The organism is Candidatus Pseudothioglobus sp. uisw_142, assembly GCF_059512465.1.
On the sequence record NZ_CM183452.1, the window covers coordinates 1,407,627 to 1,423,645 of the forward strand.

22 protein-coding genes are annotated in these 16,019 nt (G+C 36.7%); 7 read left to right on the forward strand and 15 right to left on the reverse strand.

What is annotated here, in order from left to right:
* The first annotated feature begins 51 nt into the window (after positions 1 to 51).
* Positions 52 to 513 carry a c-type cytochrome gene (locus AC5YGB_RS07190; RefSeq protein ID WP_496137115.1) on the forward strand — a complete coding sequence of 154 codons (462 nt, stop codon included), beginning with the start codon at positions 52 to 54 and terminating at the stop codon, positions 511 to 513.
* A 9-nt stretch (positions 514 to 522) separates the two neighbouring features.
* On the opposite strand, the gene AC5YGB_RS07195 is transcribed toward AC5YGB_RS07190, so the two are convergent.
* The 6 genes from AC5YGB_RS07195 to rdgB form a co-directional block, all read right to left on the reverse strand.
* Positions 523 to 1,011, reverse strand: a complete 489-nt coding sequence (locus AC5YGB_RS07195) for an asparaginase domain-containing protein (protein ID WP_020023961.1) — start codon at positions 1,009 to 1,011, stop codon at positions 523 to 525.
* Between the two features lie 32 nt (positions 1,012 to 1,043).
* Positions 1,044 to 1,706: a YggS family pyridoxal phosphate-dependent enzyme gene (locus AC5YGB_RS07200; protein WP_020026220.1), complete on the reverse strand. Its 663-nt coding sequence runs from the start codon at positions 1,704 to 1,706 to the stop codon at positions 1,044 to 1,046.
* The gene (locus tag AC5YGB_RS07205) at positions 1,675 to 2,547 is read right to left on the reverse strand and encodes a dihydroorotate dehydrogenase electron transfer subunit (RefSeq protein ID WP_020023959.1); all 873 of its coding nucleotides are present in this window, start codon (positions 2,545 to 2,547) and stop codon (positions 1,675 to 1,677) included. The genes AC5YGB_RS07200 and AC5YGB_RS07205 overlap by 32 nt, the downstream gene beginning before the upstream one ends.
* Positions 2,540 to 3,412, reverse strand: a complete 873-nt coding sequence (gene argB / locus AC5YGB_RS07210; RefSeq protein ID WP_053819691.1) for an acetylglutamate kinase — start codon at positions 3,410 to 3,412, stop codon at positions 2,540 to 2,542. Before argB ends, AC5YGB_RS07205 begins: the two co-directional genes overlap by 8 nt.
* Positions 3,413 to 3,478: 66 nt before the next feature.
* Positions 3,479 to 4,603: a radical SAM family heme chaperone HemW gene (gene hemW / locus AC5YGB_RS07215; protein WP_020023957.1), complete on the reverse strand. Its 1,125-nt coding sequence runs from the start codon at positions 4,601 to 4,603 to the stop codon at positions 3,479 to 3,481.
* 1 nt (position 4,604) lies between these two features.
* Positions 4,605 to 5,192 (reverse strand): RdgB/HAM1 family non-canonical purine NTP pyrophosphatase, encoded by a 588-nt coding sequence (gene rdgB, locus AC5YGB_RS07220; RefSeq protein WP_496137116.1) that lies wholly within the window; start codon positions 5,190 to 5,192, stop codon positions 4,605 to 4,607.
* 37 nt (positions 5,193 to 5,229) lie between these two features.
* Between rdgB and rpiA the strand changes: the two genes are divergently transcribed.
* The 6 genes from rpiA to AC5YGB_RS07250 all read left to right on the forward strand — a co-directional run bounded on the left by rpiA (position 5,230) and on the right by AC5YGB_RS07250 (position 8,137).
* On the forward strand, positions 5,230 to 5,892 hold the full coding sequence (gene rpiA, locus AC5YGB_RS07225; RefSeq protein ID WP_271549587.1) for a ribose-5-phosphate isomerase RpiA: 663 nt from the start codon (positions 5,230 to 5,232) through the stop codon (positions 5,890 to 5,892).
* 118 nt (positions 5,893 to 6,010) lie between these two features.
* Complete coding sequence (locus tag AC5YGB_RS07230) at positions 6,011 to 6,427, forward strand: hypothetical protein (protein ID WP_496137117.1); 417 nt, start codon at positions 6,011 to 6,013, stop codon at positions 6,425 to 6,427.
* A gap of 73 nt (positions 6,428 to 6,500) precedes the next feature.
* The gene (locus AC5YGB_RS07235) at positions 6,501 to 6,932 is read left to right on the forward strand and encodes a YeeE/YedE family protein (RefSeq protein WP_020023953.1); all 432 of its coding nucleotides are present in this window, start codon (positions 6,501 to 6,503) and stop codon (positions 6,930 to 6,932) included.
* Entirely contained in the window at positions 6,929 to 7,339 is a 411-nt protein-coding gene (locus AC5YGB_RS07240; protein WP_020023952.1) for a DUF6691 family protein, read from the forward strand. The genes AC5YGB_RS07235 and AC5YGB_RS07240 overlap by 4 nt, the downstream gene beginning before the upstream one ends.
* A 49-nt stretch (positions 7,340 to 7,388) precedes the next feature.
* The gene (locus AC5YGB_RS07245; RefSeq protein WP_020023951.1) at positions 7,389 to 7,613 is read left to right on the forward strand and encodes a sulfurtransferase TusA family protein; all 225 of its coding nucleotides are present in this window, start codon (positions 7,389 to 7,391) and stop codon (positions 7,611 to 7,613) included.
* 5 nt (positions 7,614 to 7,618) lie between these two features.
* Complete coding sequence (locus AC5YGB_RS07250) at positions 7,619 to 8,137, forward strand: DsrE/DsrF/DrsH-like family protein (RefSeq protein ID WP_053819688.1); 519 nt, start codon at positions 7,619 to 7,621, stop codon at positions 8,135 to 8,137.
* 1 nt (position 8,138) lies between these two features.
* Here AC5YGB_RS07250 and AC5YGB_RS07255 read toward each other — a convergent pair whose 3' ends face one another.
* From AC5YGB_RS07255 to AC5YGB_RS07295, 9 genes are read right to left on the reverse strand one after another with little or no spacing between them, the layout of a single operon-like run.
* Positions 8,139 to 8,795 carry a histidinol-phosphatase gene (locus AC5YGB_RS07255; RefSeq protein WP_053819687.1) on the reverse strand — a complete coding sequence of 219 codons (657 nt, stop codon included), beginning with the start codon at positions 8,793 to 8,795 and terminating at the stop codon, positions 8,139 to 8,141.
* Positions 8,786 to 9,388 carry an LOG family protein gene (locus tag AC5YGB_RS07260; protein ID WP_020023948.1) on the reverse strand — a complete coding sequence of 201 codons (603 nt, stop codon included), beginning with the start codon at positions 9,386 to 9,388 and terminating at the stop codon, positions 8,786 to 8,788. Before AC5YGB_RS07260 ends, AC5YGB_RS07255 begins: the two co-directional genes overlap by 10 nt.
* Complete coding sequence (gene hemL, locus AC5YGB_RS07265; protein ID WP_020023947.1) at positions 9,385 to 10,668, reverse strand: glutamate-1-semialdehyde 2,1-aminomutase; 1,284 nt, start codon at positions 10,666 to 10,668, stop codon at positions 9,385 to 9,387. Before hemL ends, AC5YGB_RS07260 begins: the two co-directional genes overlap by 4 nt.
* The gene (locus AC5YGB_RS07270) at positions 10,668 to 11,708 is read right to left on the reverse strand and encodes a DNA polymerase III delta subunit-related protein (RefSeq protein WP_053819684.1); all 1,041 of its coding nucleotides are present in this window, start codon (positions 11,706 to 11,708) and stop codon (positions 10,668 to 10,670) included. The genes hemL and AC5YGB_RS07270 overlap by 1 nt, the downstream gene beginning before the upstream one ends.
* On the reverse strand, positions 11,705 to 12,322 hold the full coding sequence (gene tmk / locus AC5YGB_RS07275) for a dTMP kinase (protein WP_053819683.1): 618 nt from the start codon (positions 12,320 to 12,322) through the stop codon (positions 11,705 to 11,707). Before tmk ends, AC5YGB_RS07270 begins: the two co-directional genes overlap by 4 nt.
* A gap of 16 nt (positions 12,323 to 12,338) precedes the next feature.
* Positions 12,339 to 13,322, reverse strand: coding sequence for an endolytic transglycosylase MltG (gene mltG / locus AC5YGB_RS07280; protein WP_053819682.1), 984 nt, complete (start codon positions 13,320 to 13,322; stop codon positions 12,339 to 12,341).
* The gene (pabC, locus tag AC5YGB_RS07285; protein WP_496137118.1) at positions 13,313 to 14,146 is read right to left on the reverse strand and encodes an aminodeoxychorismate lyase; all 834 of its coding nucleotides are present in this window, start codon (positions 14,144 to 14,146) and stop codon (positions 13,313 to 13,315) included. Before pabC ends, mltG begins: the two co-directional genes overlap by 10 nt.
* Positions 14,147 to 14,198: 52 nt before the next feature.
* Positions 14,199 to 14,510, reverse strand: a complete 312-nt coding sequence (gene ppnP, locus AC5YGB_RS07290; protein WP_053819680.1) for a pyrimidine/purine nucleoside phosphorylase — start codon at positions 14,508 to 14,510, stop codon at positions 14,199 to 14,201.
* Positions 14,511 to 14,519: 9 nt separating this feature from the next.
* A complete protein-coding gene (locus AC5YGB_RS07295) occupies positions 14,520 to 15,947 on the reverse strand; it encodes a leucyl aminopeptidase (RefSeq protein ID WP_020023941.1) in 1,428 nt (475 codons plus the stop codon).
* Positions 15,948 to 16,019 lie beyond the last annotated feature (72 nt).

Here is a 16,019-nt window from a genome sequence, read left to right on the forward strand (position 1 = left end):
TAACCAAATGTATAATATTGCGGAATTTAATCTAATCTAAGGGAAGACGCAATGAGTCAAGGTACTTCGGGTTCGACAAAACTAATGCTAATCGTTTGGGCAATTGCCATGATTTTTATTGGCTTTAAAGCACTTAACTCGACGAGTGGCGATTCATCCAATAGTGAAACTATGGTGGAAAATAGCGTTTTAGAGAGAATCAAACCAGTAGGTGAAGTTCGTATCGATACCAGCATTAAAGTTGCATCAGCAGAAATCGTTGAAACTGCAGTGCGCTCTGGAGAAGAAATTTATAACAGCAAATGTGCTGGCTGCCATACATCTGGAGTAATGGGCTCACCTAAGTTTGCCTCATTAGAAGACTGGGCACCAAGAGTAGGTCTTGGGCTAGAAAAACTCACCTTATCAGCAATAGCTGGAAAGGGCGGAATGCCAGCTAAAGGAACTTGTATGGATTGTACTGATAACGACATAAAGATAACAGTTCAGTATATGCTCGACAGCCTTGAATAAAGAAAATAATTACTTTAGATTCTGAAAGACTCCTAAGCTTCTATTTTTTTCAACATCGCTCCACGGTAAAACTCTTCCATTCATAGCAATATAGACACCAGAACCTAAAAGCTGAACAGATCCTAATGCACAGCCAAAATTGAATAGTGCGTCAGAATTATTAACTGCATAAGGCACCATAGAGCCAAATAGGACAATAGTCTTCTTCATGTCCCGCTCTCCCAATAGCTTTGCAGTGTCACACATCGTATCAGTGCCATGGGTAATTAATATAAATTGCTCATCGCATTTCTCACAGCTCTCTAAAATTAAATTTCGATCGGAATCAACCATATCTAAACTGTCAATCAGGGTCAGCTCCTGAGGAATGATATTGACCTCTATTCTGGACCTTTTTATCATTTCAGGGAAATGAGTCTTATCAAACTCAAGCTCACCATTTGATTGATTGTAAACTTTATCAATCGTCCCACCCGTAATCATTAATCTGACTTGCATGTATACACCTTTAAAAAAATGAATAAGTATGTTTAATTATAGCTTCTTTGCCCAAAAATATCTGTCCCAACTCTAACCAGATTTGCCCCATTCTTTATTGCAACCTCAAGGTCGGCAGACATACCCATTGATAGAGTATCAAGTGAAGGGTAATTGGATATTAAATCTTTCATTTTTGAAAAACTATCGCTTGAGTTTTCAGCTTTAGGTATACACATGAAGCCTCTTAAACAAATATAAGGCAATGAAATAATCTCTGAAACTATCTCATCAACTTGCTCAATAAATACTCCTGATTTTGTTTTCTCTTTATCTATATTTACTTGGACAAGAATATTCAATTTGCCTAAATTTGGATTTCTTTGATCACTCAGCCTTTTGGCAATTTTGAATCGATCAACACTATGAACCCAATCAAAGTTTTCTGATATTAATGCAGTTTTATTGGATTGAATTGGGCCTATAAAATGCCACACTAACCCAGAGTCTTTAAAGTAGTTGACTTTTTCTAAGGATTCTTGGAGGTAGTTTTCTCCAAAATGGATTTGGCCTGCATTAAAAGCCTCTTGAATCTCTAAAACTGATCTTGTTTTACTGACAGCAATAAGCTCTACATCTTGATCAGATTGAATAGACTCTATTCTAGAATTGACTAGCTTTAGGTTATCTGAAATCATTAAAAACTGTTTTTGCATCAAAAACAGGCCCATCAACACAGACCCTTTTCATAGCTGGTCCATTCTCGGTTGCAACTTCAACAACACACCCAGCACAGCCTCCAACTGCGCACGCCATGTACTCTTCTAAGGAAGCCTGACAGGGCAGGTTATATTCATTAGAGAGCTTAGAAACGGCTTCAAGCATAGGGTTAGGGCCACATGTAAAGACCTCTACTTCTTTAAGGTCACTCGAAGAAAGGCTATCCAAATACTCCCTAGCAAGATCAGTAACATAACCCTTATAAACTCCCTCATAATCTTGAAGACTTGCCAAACCACAAGGCACCCGCCATTCCTCTAAAAGAGGCATAGTATAGAATTTGGATGAGTTAAATCCGTTCAAACTACTTTGACTTGCTTCAAAGGGAAAAGGCACTTCAGAGCCCAATATGACATAGGGATTATAATAGGCATTATCTTTGATTTTTTGGGCGATTGCTATCATTGGAGGCATTCCAACGCCACCTCCAATGAGGAGGGGGATTTTACGATCTGTGAGCTCAAAGCCATTTCCAATGGGTCCAATAACTGATAGTACATCACCAATTTTTCTATCTGCAAGTTGTTTAGTACCCTCACCTACAATCTTATAAAGCAAATCAAAAGTTCCATTATCAGCGTCAACAGACATGACTGAAATTGGCCTTCTCATGGCCAACATTCCAGAAACCGATAAATGAACAAATTGCCCAGGACGGGTTGAGTCAGCAATTTCTTTTGACTCTAAAGTAATAATATATTGATCAGCCTCAAATTGATAATGTGCCAATACTTGACAGTCATTAACACTAATGGTGTCTCTGTGCGTTTTAACCATTTGTTGTGATTAGTGTACCAACTCCTGAATCAGTAAAGACCTCTAGAAGAACTGCATGAGAAACTCTACCATCAATAATATGACTCGTTTTAACGCCGTTTTCAACGGCTGACAGGGCACAACTTATTTTAGGAAGCATGCCGCCATGAATAGTCCCATTATCAATTAGTTCTTTGACTGTTGATGAGCTCATTCCAGTCATAAGCTCTCCATTTGAATCCAAAAGACCGGCTGTGTTAGTGAGAAGAATTAATTTTTCAGCATTGAGGGATTCAGCAATTGCACCAGCAACCAGGTCAGCATTGATATTGTAGGAGAAGCCATCTTTTCCAACACCTATTGGAGCTATAACGGGAATAAAATCACCTTGCAGCAGCAAGTTGATTACCGACACGTCAATCTGATCAACCTGTCCAACATGTCCTAAATCAATAATTTCAGACGTTGGCTCCATCTCTGTTTTAAGTTTTTTTGCGGTGATGAGTCTTCCATCCTTACCAGTAAGGCCAATTGAATTTCCACCGTGCTGATGAATTAGATTAACTATCTCCTTATTTACCAACCCTCCAAGGACCATTTCAACAACATCCATGGTCTCACTGTCTGTTACTCGCATACCATCCACAAACTCACTATTTTTTCCTAGCCTTTCGAGAGTGCTTCCAATCTGTGGTCCGCCACCATGAACAACAATAGGGTTCATTCCTACAGACTTCATGAGGACTATGTCTCTAGCAAAACTTGATTTTAGATTTTCATCAACCATAGCATTTCCGCCATATTTGATGACTATTGTCTTTCCTTTAAACCTTTGAATATAAGGCAAAGACTCAGTAAGAACATCTGCTATTTTATGAGAGGTCATATCACTTAAACTTTTAAAAAACTAGAAAGGATTTTACCAGTCACAGGCTCTAATGACAGGCTTTACCTACAAAAATATTTCCTGAAGCTCATTCAGGAAGCTATATCCTTTCTTTGTTGGTTTGATCCAATTATCACTTATATTTAACAAATTGAGCTTTTCAGCTTCTTTAATTTGAGAGCGAACTGATTCAATTGACAATCCTGTTCTAGATTCAAACAATCCAGAATCAAAACCATCAATTAATCTTAGGCTATTCAACATAAACTCAAAAGATAAGCTATCTACTATTTTTTTCCTTGAGATCATTTTCTTTTGTTTAATAGATAACAAATATTCATTCGGTGACTTTGGTTTTAAAGTTCTTGATATTTGATGCGAACTCATATCTGTTATTTTTCCATGAGCACCAGCACCAATTCCAATGTAATCTCCAAATGTCCAGTAATTTAGGTTGTGTAGGGATGGATTAGAGCTATAAGCAGAAACTTCATACTGTCTAAAGCCTTTTTTATTCAACAGTTTTGCGCCCTTTTCACCCATTTCCCAGATAATCTCATCAGATGGAAGGCGGGGAGGGAATTTGGAAAATAACGTATTGGGCTCAAGAGTTAACTGATAAAAAGATATATGAGTAGGACTTAGCTCAATTGCTTTATTTAAGTCCTCAATACACATCTCTACACTCTGGCCATTAAGGCCATACATGAGATCAATATTTATATTTGTGAAGCCGGCTCTTTGCGCTTCTATAATAGCATTGACTGCCTCATTACTACTGTGAACTCTTCCTAGAAATTTGAGCTGGCTATCTTCGAATGATTGAACGCCAACAGATAGACGATTAATACCAATACTTCGAAATTCAGTAAACTTTTCTGCTTCAAATGTACCTGGATTTACCTCCATAGTAATCTCAACATTATCTGAAAAATTCAACCTATCTTTCAGTCCATTTAATAGATAGCTAGCATCTTCAGCACTCATTAAGCTTGGCGTTCCGCCACCAATAAAAATTGATTCTATTGCTCTGTTTTGAACATACTGTAAATCACCGTCTAAATCTTTAATCAAAGCGCTAATGTAGTCAGATTGAATTTCTCCCTCATGAGAGTTAAAGTCACAATATGGACATTTTTTTAAACACCATGGATAATGAATGTATAGGGAGAGGGGTGGAATTTGAAGCAAGTTATTCAGCTCTAAGTAGTTGACTTAATAAATCATCTAAAGCTTGTCCACGATGCGATATTTTATTTTTAATATCTGGCTCAAGTTGAGCAGAGCTGCAACTATAGTCCTTCAAATAAAAGATCGGGTCATAGCCAAAACCATTTGTTCCAATGGGCTCTCTAAGAATTTCTCCCTCCCATCGTCTCTCGATAATAATAGGTTTTGCATCTTTTTCATCATTTATATAGACCATTGCGCAACAAAAATGGGCTTTACGATTATTATGGCCCTCCATTTTCAACAAAAGCTTTTTTACATTTTCCTCATCTGTTGCGCCTTCTCTAGCATATCTAGCTGAGTAAATACCTGGCTCACCATCCAGCACTTCGACCTCAAGGCCTGAATCATCAGCCAAAGCGGGTAGTTTAGTTTGAAGCGATGCATTTCTTGCTTTTAATAATGCATTCTCAATAAAAGAACTGCCAGTCTCGGGGATTTCCTTAACCTGTAAATCTTTTTGAGAGACAACACTATAATGCCCATTTAGCATGGCGTTTAATTCTCTTACCTTTCCAGGATTTCCTGTTGCAAGGATAATTTTTTTCATCGTGTATAATAATTTTGAACTAAAAGATGGAGGCAACATGACCCAAGATGAATTGAAAAATGAGGTTGCTAAGGCTGCACTTAAGTATGTTGTTCCTGAAACTATTATAGGCGTTGGCACAGGCTCAACAGCAAATTTTTTTATTGATCAACTAGCGACAATTAAGGATTCCATAAGGGGTGCTGTTGCAAGCTCAATTGAAACAGCAAATCGACTTAAAAGTCATGGTATTCATGTTTTTGACCTAAATGAGGTCAGCGAAATTTCAGTTTATATCGATGGTACTGATGAGTCAAACCATGACCTTAACCTTATCAAGGGTGGAGGAGGTGCATTGACTCGTGAAAAAATTGTAGCCGCGACCTCTAAACAATTTGTTTGTATAGCTGATGATTCAAAGCTTGTTGATATTTTGGGTAAATTTCCTTTACCAATTGAAGTGATTCCTATGGCCTCAAACTATGTAAAGCGTGAAGTTGTCAAATCAATTGGCGGCAATCCAATATTGAGAGAAGAATTTACTACGGACAATGGAAATCTAATACTTGATATTCACGATCTTAATATTGATAGCCCAAAAGCCCTTGAGAGTCAACTTAATAATATTGTGGGAGTGGTGACAAATGGACTGTTTGCATGTCGGAGTGCCGACATACTTCTACTCGCCTCTCAAGAAGGGGTTGACATTATTGAGCCTTAATAGTTACAATAGAAAAAATTATAGGTCGGTCACTAGCCCTATTCAAAAAAAGGCCATTAGAAAATAATTCCATTTAATAATATTAAATGGATTTTTTAATGAGCTTAATTGAGTGACTATGAATAAATTCTTAAAATTTTTTGCAAAAACTCTCATTGCACTTCTTGGACTATGGTGCGTGGTCGCATCTGTTCTAGCTATTTATGACGTTTCACTCTATTTTCCCTTTTATATTTCTGAGGGAGAAGAGATGCCTTATCATAGAATGGTCGCTTTAAGAGTGACCATTTTACTTACCTTTGCTTTTTACTCATTAAAATACTTGATATCTGAATCTAGGCAGTTATATCCTATTCAATTTTTAGATACAATTTTAAAGACTTATTTCTTTAGTGCTTTAGTTATTGGAATAAGATCTGATGTTGCAAAAAGTGAATACATTGTATTACTTCTTTTTTTGCTTATGGCTATCTTTTCACATATTGTCTCAAGGCCTAAATTGAGAAGATATTATTATTCTAAGTTCTCCGATTAACTATATAGACTTTACCTCTTTAAAACTTCGAATTCTGTTATTATTGAATTGAATAATTTCGATTTAATTAGAAATGCATAACTTTACGCCCATTAGCGCTTTAATTGGAGGCATCATTATTGGCCTTTCTGTCGTTTTATATTTTTATGCCACAGGGCGACTAGCAGGAATTAGTGGAATCTTTGAAAATGCTATTACGCAAACGTCTCAAAGAGTTTCAAATACTTTGTTTTTAATTGGGCTGGTAGTAGGCCCATTAATTATCTACAATATAGTCTTACCAAATAATCCAATCGCTTTTGAAATAACCCATTCATACCTTTTAATTATTCCTGGTGGATTTTTGGTTGGTTTTGGGACTAGGTTAGGAGGTGGCTGTACCTCTGGTCACGGAATATGTGGTATTGGTAGATTATCAGTCAACTCTATGGTTGCAACTGCAACATTTGTTGCAATAGGAGTCTTAACAGTATTCACCCTTCAGCAGTTTGGGATCTATCTATGAGTGACAAAATTATCTCCCTTGTCTCAGGTATTATCTTTGGAATCGGTCTAGTTATTTCAGGAATGACTAATCCTGAAAAAGTAATTGGGTTTTTGAGCATCACTCATAACTGGGATGCCTCTCTTATTTTTGTCATGGGTGGCGGTATTATTACTGCTGGACCATTCTTTTATCTTATGAGAAATAGACAAACATCTTCCCTGGGTAATCAAATTGATTTACCGAAGAAACAAAAGCTTGATAAAAAGATTATTATTGGTGCATCGCTTTTTGGAGTAGGTTGGGGGCTTGTTGGCCTTTGCCCTGGTCCAGCTATCGCTGCAATAGCAACTTTTGACCCAATAATCATAGTGTTCCTGCTTTCAATGGCTGCAGGGGTTTTAGTTAAAAAAAATATAATCAAATAACAGTCATAACCTACTAAAATATTCTTACTTAACTTTTGAGGTGATTTCTATGGCTGATCATACTCTAGACATGTGTGGATTTGCATGTCCAATGCCAATTTTAAAAACTAAGCAAGCACTAGCTTCAATGGAATCAAAAGAGATTATTGAGGTCATTTGTACTGATCAAGGATCAAAAAAGGATTTTGTTGCCTTTTGTAACCAGCTTGGCCACAAGTTAATCTCTCAAAAAGATGATGGCAATAAAATCATCTTTAATATTGAAAAGAATTAGACTCTATGACATCTGACTCTAACGAAATGACGCTCATTGCCTCAAAAGGAACACTCGACTGGGCTTATCCTCCCTTTATTTTGGCTTCAACTGGCATTGCTATGGGTAAGGAGGTAACTGTTTTTTGTACTTTCTATGGGTTAAACCTTCTACTCAAAGACTTGTCGCATCTGAGAATTTCGCCCCAGGGTAATCCTGATATGCCAATGAAAATGCCTTTTGGGCCAAAGTGGTTTCAGTCAATAGATTTTGGTCCAAAAATTCCCAATATTATTTGGAATATCCCTGGCTTTGAGCTTTTCGCCACAAAAATGATGAAAAAAACATTTCAAAACAATGGCATGGCAACTATCGAGGAGCTCAGAAGTATTTGTGTTGAAATGGGTGTTAAATTTATAGCCTGTGAGATGACTATGGGGATGTTTGGCTTCTCAAGAGATGAATTTATTGAAGGAATAGAGTTTGCTGGTGCTGCAACTTATCTGGATGTCGCTCAAAAATCTAGTCAAGATTTATTTATTTAGTTTATCGCCAGTCAAGATTTGGCCAACCATTCTTATTTGCCGTACTAGTCAATCTTGGATCGCCATTAATAGCTACAGGATTATCCACAAGCTCAAGAAGTGGGAGGTCATTGTGAGAGTCAGAGTAGAAATAAGAGCCCTTCAAATTCTTATTATGTTTTTCAATCCAAGGCATCAAATTATCAATTTTCCCTGACTGAAAACATGGAACTCCTGAAACTTTACCTGTAAAACGTCCATCTTTAAATTCAGGCTCTGTGGCAAGTAGATGATTTATTCCATACATCTCAGCTATTGGAGCAGTTATAAATGTATTGGATGCAGTAATCACAAGAACAGTATCGCCATTTTCTTTATGCTGATTAATGCAGCTTTGAGCTTTATCAAGAAAAATAGGCTCAATTTTTTGGTGAATAAAATTCTGACGAAGATCATTAAGCTCATCTATAGAATATTCAGTTAGAACTTTAAAACTAAATTCTGCCCAGGCATAAATATCTAACTTACCAACTTCATATTGCTGATAAAAATATTCATTCATCTTTTGAAAAGAGGCCGTGTCTTCAATTATTCCTTTTTCGCATAAAAACTCACCCCACAGATAATCACTGTCTCCACCAATAAGCGTATTATCAAGGTCAAACATTGCTAAAGACATACTTCTGACTCCACGATAGTCATTATTTCTTCAATAGAATCAACAACCTTAATTAATTCAAAATGCTCCCGATTGACATATGATTTATCAACAGTTTGCTCGATCCAGGATAGGAGCGAACTCCAAAATTTAGAATCATACAATATGATTGGAACTTTGTTCATTTTACGAGTCTGCATCAATGTTAAAACTTCCATTAACTCATCAGCAGTGCCGTACCCACCAGGAAAATAAATACAGGCACTTGAGTACTTAACAAGCATGACTTTTCTAGAAAAGAAATAGTTAAAAGTAATATTTTCATCTAAATAGGGATTACTAGATTGTTCATTTGGTAACTCAATATTAAGACCTATACTCTTAGATTTTCCTTCATAAGCGCCCTTATTGGAAGCACTCATAATCCCAGGACCGCCGCCTGTAAAAACATTATATCCAGCATTTGATAATTCTTTTCCTAGCCGATAGGCATCTGTATAGATCGGATCAGATTCCTGAATTCGAGCCGACCCAAAAATGGTCACATTATTTTTGAAGTTTTGAAGTCGTTCCTTTGCTGACAATAATTCAGCACCAACTGTAACTAAGCTCATAGTGAAGAAAAGACAGAAGAGGCTGTCTCTATTGTTTTAGTAATGTCTTCATCTGAGTGTGCTATTGATAGAAAACCAGCCTCATAGGCTGAAGGTGCAAGATAGATACCTTTTTTCAGCATGGCATTATAGAATTTTTTAAATAGTTCAATATCACAACTAGATGCCTGAGAGAAATTACTTACTTTTTCTTCTGAACTAAAAAATAAACCAAACATACCACCAACATAATTAGATGTCATAGGGATATTATGAGATTTAGCTGCCGATACAATACCATCAACTAAATTAGAGGCTCTTCGACCCAGGTTTTGATAAAAAGATTTATCAGATTCCAGAGCGCTAAGCATAGCGATACCTGATGCCATAGAAAGTGGATTACCTGAAAGTGTACCTGCTTGATAAACAGGGCCTAGAGGGGCTATTTGACTCATGATTTCTCTCTTCCCCCCAAAGGCAGCAACTGGAAGCCCACCTCCAATTACCTTTCCTAATGCCGTAAGGTCAGGTACAACATCATAAACTTCTTGCGCACCCCCTAAAGCTACTCTAAATCCTGTCATCACCTCATCAAAAATCAGAACAGCGCCATACTCATCACAAATCTTGCGTAAGCCCTGCAAAAAACCTTCTTTAGGAGGTATACAATTCATATTGCCTGCAATGGGTTCAACAATTATGCATCCAATCTCCTCACCCATCTTAGAAAATAAATCCTCGACAAGCTCCAGATTATTGAACTCAAGAGTCAGAGTATGTTTTGCAAGATCACCAGGAACGCCGGGGGATGTTGGAACCCCTAGCGTTAGAGCACCTGACCCTGCCTTAACTAACAAAGAATCAGAATGGCCGTGATAGCAGCCCTCAAATTTCAAAATTTTATCTCGGTTTGTATAGCCCCTTGCTAATCGAATTGCACTCATAGTTGCCTCAGTTCCAGAACTGACCATTCGAACTAGCTCAATGGATGGCATGATCTGACAAACTTTTTTTGCAAGTGAAGTTTCAATCTGAGTTGGCGCCCCAAAGCCCAAACCTTTATCTAAAACTGACTTAACTGCATCAATGATAACTGGATTAGAATGGCCTAAGATCATGGGCCCCCAAGAGCCTACATAATCAATATAAGAATTTCCATCTACGTCAAAAAGATAAGCACCCTCACCTCTATCAAAAAAAACTGGATCTCCCCCCACACCATTAAAGGCCCTAACTGGAGAGTTCACTCCTCCGGGTATATATTCTTTAGCCTCTTTAAATAAAATTGAAGATTGGTTCATTAATACTCCTGAATATTAGTAATCGCTGGGTACTTTTTTAAATTGGTTATGTGTGACCAGACAACCAACACATTATCCAATAATAATTTAATATTTATAGTTGTTTGTGCCATTGATATAGCACGATTTGTATCATCAAGCAGTTTGAATAGATTATTGAATGATGTTTTTTCAACAACTTGATTAAGCTCTAGATTTGCTCCTTCATGATCTAACACTTTAATTTTAATAGCTTCATTCAAAAGATGCTGTAAACATTTAAGAACTTCAAGTTCATGATCAACAAATATATCAGTATTTGATATTTTGGTTGGACTTAGCACAATCTCAAGCAATAAATTCTGCCAACTCTGATATTTAAGAAAATAATCACCTTTAAGATCATCGAGTGCTTTTTGAGGAACCCCGTGGGAACTCTCTAGAAGTTGCATAGAATCAAAATCATCTCTTGTGTTTTCAGTAATTTGATTTGAAAGCCAATCCGCGCTCTCCTGATCATAAGTGGGATTAATATGAATAGTTTGACATCGAGACAGTATAGTCTTTGGGAGAAGGTTTATATTATGTGCTAACAAAATAATAAGTGTATTTTTTCTAGGCTCTTCTAACGTTTTTAATAGGCTATTAGCTGCATTGTTGTTCATTTGATCTGCATAAAAAATGACGCCAATCTGAAGAGAGTCAGCCGTTTTACTCAATACCTCACAAAAAGCACGAATTTGATCAACCCGAATTTCTTTTGACATTGAGCCTGAATCATTAAGCTCAGTTCTACAGTAGATTAAATTTGGGTAATGAGAGCGCCGAATTAAAACACTGTGACCCAGCTCTTCCTCTGGCTGATCTTTTTGAAGAGATTGACAAAACTCGCATGTGCCACAGGAAGAGCTAGGACAAAGAAGTTTTTGAATAAAGTTTTGAGTCAAATTGAGTTTACCAATTTTATCAACTCCAGTAATAAGCAATGCATGAGGTAAATGATTCTGCTGAACCATTTTATCGAGCTTGTCACTGGCACTCTTTTGCCAAGGAGGAATCATATTGAGTCTACGAGTAATCTAATTTTTTCATGAATATCATTAATTGTTCCACTTGCATCAATTAACTTAATTCTTTTAGGAAAGGCCTCAGACCTACTAATGAATACAGATCTTACACGTTCAAAAAAAGCTCTCTCCTCAAGCTCAATTCTGTCTTTTGCAGCACGAGCCTCAATTCTGGTCATGCCTATCTCAACGCTGATATCAAGTAATAGAGTTAGATCAGGCTGAAAGTCACCTAAGACCCATTCTTCTAATTTAGCAATTCGATCTAAATTAAGCATCCTCCCACCACCTTGATAAGCAAAAGAAGCATCAGTAAAACGATCACTGACAACCCAAGAACCGTTATTCAGAGCTGGGATAATTTTATTTTGTATGAGCTCGTTTCTAGAACTAAACATTAATAATAACTCTGTATCACTGTGCATTTCTTGGTTGTCAACGTCAAGCAATACGGAGCGAATTTTTTCTCCAACATCAGTACCGCCTGGTTCACGAGTTCTCACAACTTTAATACCTTTTCGCTGCAAATAGCTACAAATAAGATCTATTTGTGTACTTTTACCAGCACCCTCAACACCATCAATTGTGATAAACCTTCCTTTATTCATAGCATACAATTTTAAACTAGTTATTATTTAAGTACTTCTTGATATTCTCTTTATGTTTTTCATAATTTGGAGCAAATGCATGGCTTCCATCCTTCTTTGAAACAAAATACAAGTCATTTTCCTTTGCAGGGTGAAGAGCTGCATACAATGAAGCTTGCCCAGCTGAAGATATAGCTCCTGGAGGCAAACCTTTATTACGGTATGTATTATATGGATGATCAATCTTTAAATCGCTTCGAGTTAATGGAGATGAGTAGGCATCTCCCAATGCGTATATCACTGTTGGGTCTGTCTGAAGTCGCATATTTAAATTCAGTCTTGCTATAAAAACACTTGAAATTAATGGTTTTTCATAATCTAAGGCAGTTTCATTTTCTATTAAAGAGGCAAGGATTATGGCCTGATATGGCGAAGTAAGCGGAATACTCCTATCTCTTTTTTCCCACATCTCTGATATCTTTATTTTCATTGCCAAATGCGATCTTTTCAAAACATTTTCAACACTCTCACCATAATTAAAGATATATGTTTCAGGATAAAACCAGCCATCATATGGCTCCTTGACTCCAATTGAGTTCATAACTTGATCAAATGAGCCTATTTTTGTGAGCGATGGATCATTTTTTAACTGATTAAAATAGTATTTAATTGTTTTTCCTTCAACTAAAGTAATTTTAGTTTTGAGTACATCTCCTCTTGAAATTTTCTCTATAAATTCAAATACAGAGGTGTTAGGCTTTAATTCATAGTAGCCAGACTTTAATTTTTTATTAGCACTAAGTAGCCTGCTTAGTGTTGTAAAAAATAATTTTGACTTAATTAGTTTTTTTTCGCTTAAATCTTGCGCAACGACTCCCATTGAAGCGCCAGATTTAACTTGAATAATTTGTGTTTGGACAGAAGTTATATCCTTAGATACAAGAATCCAAGCCATAAATAGAAGCAAAAAAATAGATGCAACAAGTCTTGAAAAGAATTTATTCTTATTATTTACAAGCATGTCCAAGATTTAATATCTTGAGTAATAGACGAATATGCAGCACTAATTTTCTCAGTTATTGGGTTATTAGTTAGGTAATAATCGCCAATTGAAGTGACTGGCTGAATACCAATCAGGCTATTTGAAACGAATACTTCATTAGCTTTCTCTAGCTGCTTAATTGAAATATCTTCCTCTCTCACCTCTAAGTTGGTTAATCTTGATAGTTCTAAAATTATCGATCTTCTGCTGCCAATCACACCGCACCTCTCTAGTTTAGGGGTAATCAACTTATTACCAAATATTAAATAGATGTTGCCTTGAGTTACTGAAACTACCGATTGATTCTCATCAAGCATAATAGCTTCATCAGCCAACATGTTTGTTCGAGCCAAAATTTGTTCGAGCCTATTACAATGCTTAATGCCTGCTAAATTTGGGTTTGAGTGAAACCCACTAATTGCAAATTCTAGTGAGTAAGTTTCTTTAGTTTTATACTCATTCATTTGAGATACAATTACAACTCTAACTGGCTCAATATCCTTGCTATAGCTATAGCCTCTGAGTGAATTACCACGTGACAATATTAATTTAACAATGCAATTTTTTTCTGAAGATAGACTGAGTGCTTTTTTTATATCTTCTAGCCAAACTGAATTCGCTATTTTTTTGATATTTAACCTATCACACCCATTATTTAGTCGCGCAAAGTGGTTATCCCAAAATAAAACTTTATTGTCTTTTGCAACACAGGTTTCAAATAAGCCGTCACCATACTGCATATTACGATTAAAGATACTAACATTGGACTTCACCTCGCCATTTATGATTACTAAAGGTTCCATGTCGTATTTTTTAATCTATAGCAATTTTAATTGATCAGTCAATAATAGTTAATTATGAGTATGAACAGCAATAATCAACGACAGTTTTAACTTCTAACTTGAACACACTTTGTGAAGGCACTTCAAAAGACTCTCCTGATTTGATAGTTTGCCAAGCATTATTTCCAGGGAGCAAAACATTAAGCTCTCCTGCCATAATCTCCATTAATTCATGTTTTTCAGTCGAGAATTCAAATGACCCAGGCATCATTATTCCAAGCGTTTTTGTGGTTCCATCATTGAAGTTTATAACACGACTTGTGACTTTACCATCAAAGTAAATATTTGCCTCTTTAATAATTTCAACGTCTTCAAATGTTGGCATAATCTGTTCCTATACTTGATCCATAATATACTGAGTTAATAGAGGAACGGGTCTTCCAGTTGCGCCTTTCTTAGAACCTCCCAGCCATGCAGTTCCTGCAATATCAATATGAGCCCAAGAATAATTTTTTGCATAGCGAGCTAGAAAACATGCTGCGGTTACTGTCCCTGCTTCTCTTCCTCCAATGTTTGCCATATCTGCAAAATTTGATTTCAGCAAATCATCATACTCCTCATCAAGAGGCAACTGCCAAACGGTATCAAGTGATGACAGTCCTGATGACTTAAGGGCATCTGCAAGCTTTTGATCATTAGACATGACACCAGAATGATGCTTACCCAGAGCTATAATAACTGCACCTGTAAGAGTAGCAATATCAATAACTGCCTTAGGCTTAAACTTCTCACAATAAGTCAAAGCGTCACACAAAATTAAACGACCTTCAGCATCTGTATTTAAAATTTCAATAGTTTGACCAGACATACTTTTAACAACATCGCCTGGTTTTGAGGCATTATGTGCCGGCATATTTTCTACCGTTGGTACAACAACAGTCAAATTTACTTTAAGATTCATTTCAGCAATAGCGCTCATTGCTCCAAGCACAGAAGCAGCGCCACACATATCGTATTTCATCTCATCCATGCCTTGACCAGGCTTTAAAGAAATACCGCCACTATCAAAAGTCACACCTTTACCGACCAAAACGATTGGAGCTTCATTGCCGGCATTAGAATAACTTAGACTGATAAGCTTTCCAGGTTCTATAGAGCCTTTTGAAACAGAGAGCAAAGAATTCATTCCTAGAGACTCCATATCTGACTCTTCAAGGATTTCGCATTCAAGATTATAAGTTTCCGCAAGAGACTTGGCTGTCTCAGCGATGTAAGTTGGGGTGCAGATATTTGGAGGCAAGTCACCTAGCTCTCTTGTAAGCGCCATACCATTTGCAATAGCAACGCCTTTTTGAATTTCTGATGCCCCATTGTTTTGAGAATATATATTGACTGCCTCAAGCACAATGTCACTAATCTCTTCCTTGACACCTACTTTCTTTACCTTATAACTTTCATTTTTTAGAACTCTGGCTGTTGTAATTTGAAGCCAAGCCTCATCGGCATCCTCAACTTCAATACTTGGAATGACAACATTTTTAACCTTTGATACACTCATTGCTGAAGAAAGTGATTTCAGCGCCTTTATATAATTTTTTTGACTGAGTGGCGACTCACCTAAACCAACAACTAGAACCCTTTTTGACTTATAGCCCTCGACTTTTCCAAGCATCAAGGTGCTTGCTAATTTTGGCTCAAATCGATGTAGATCTAGATAATTTTGAATAATTCTATTTTCATTTGATTTGCCCTTGAGAACAAAGGCAACTGAACAGTCTCCACTATAATGGTCAACCGCTTGGTGAGTAACAAAAAACTCCATATCAATTTCCGGAAATTATAATCTCGGTATTCTACCAAAAAACTGTAAAATTTACCTCTTTAATCATTAGTT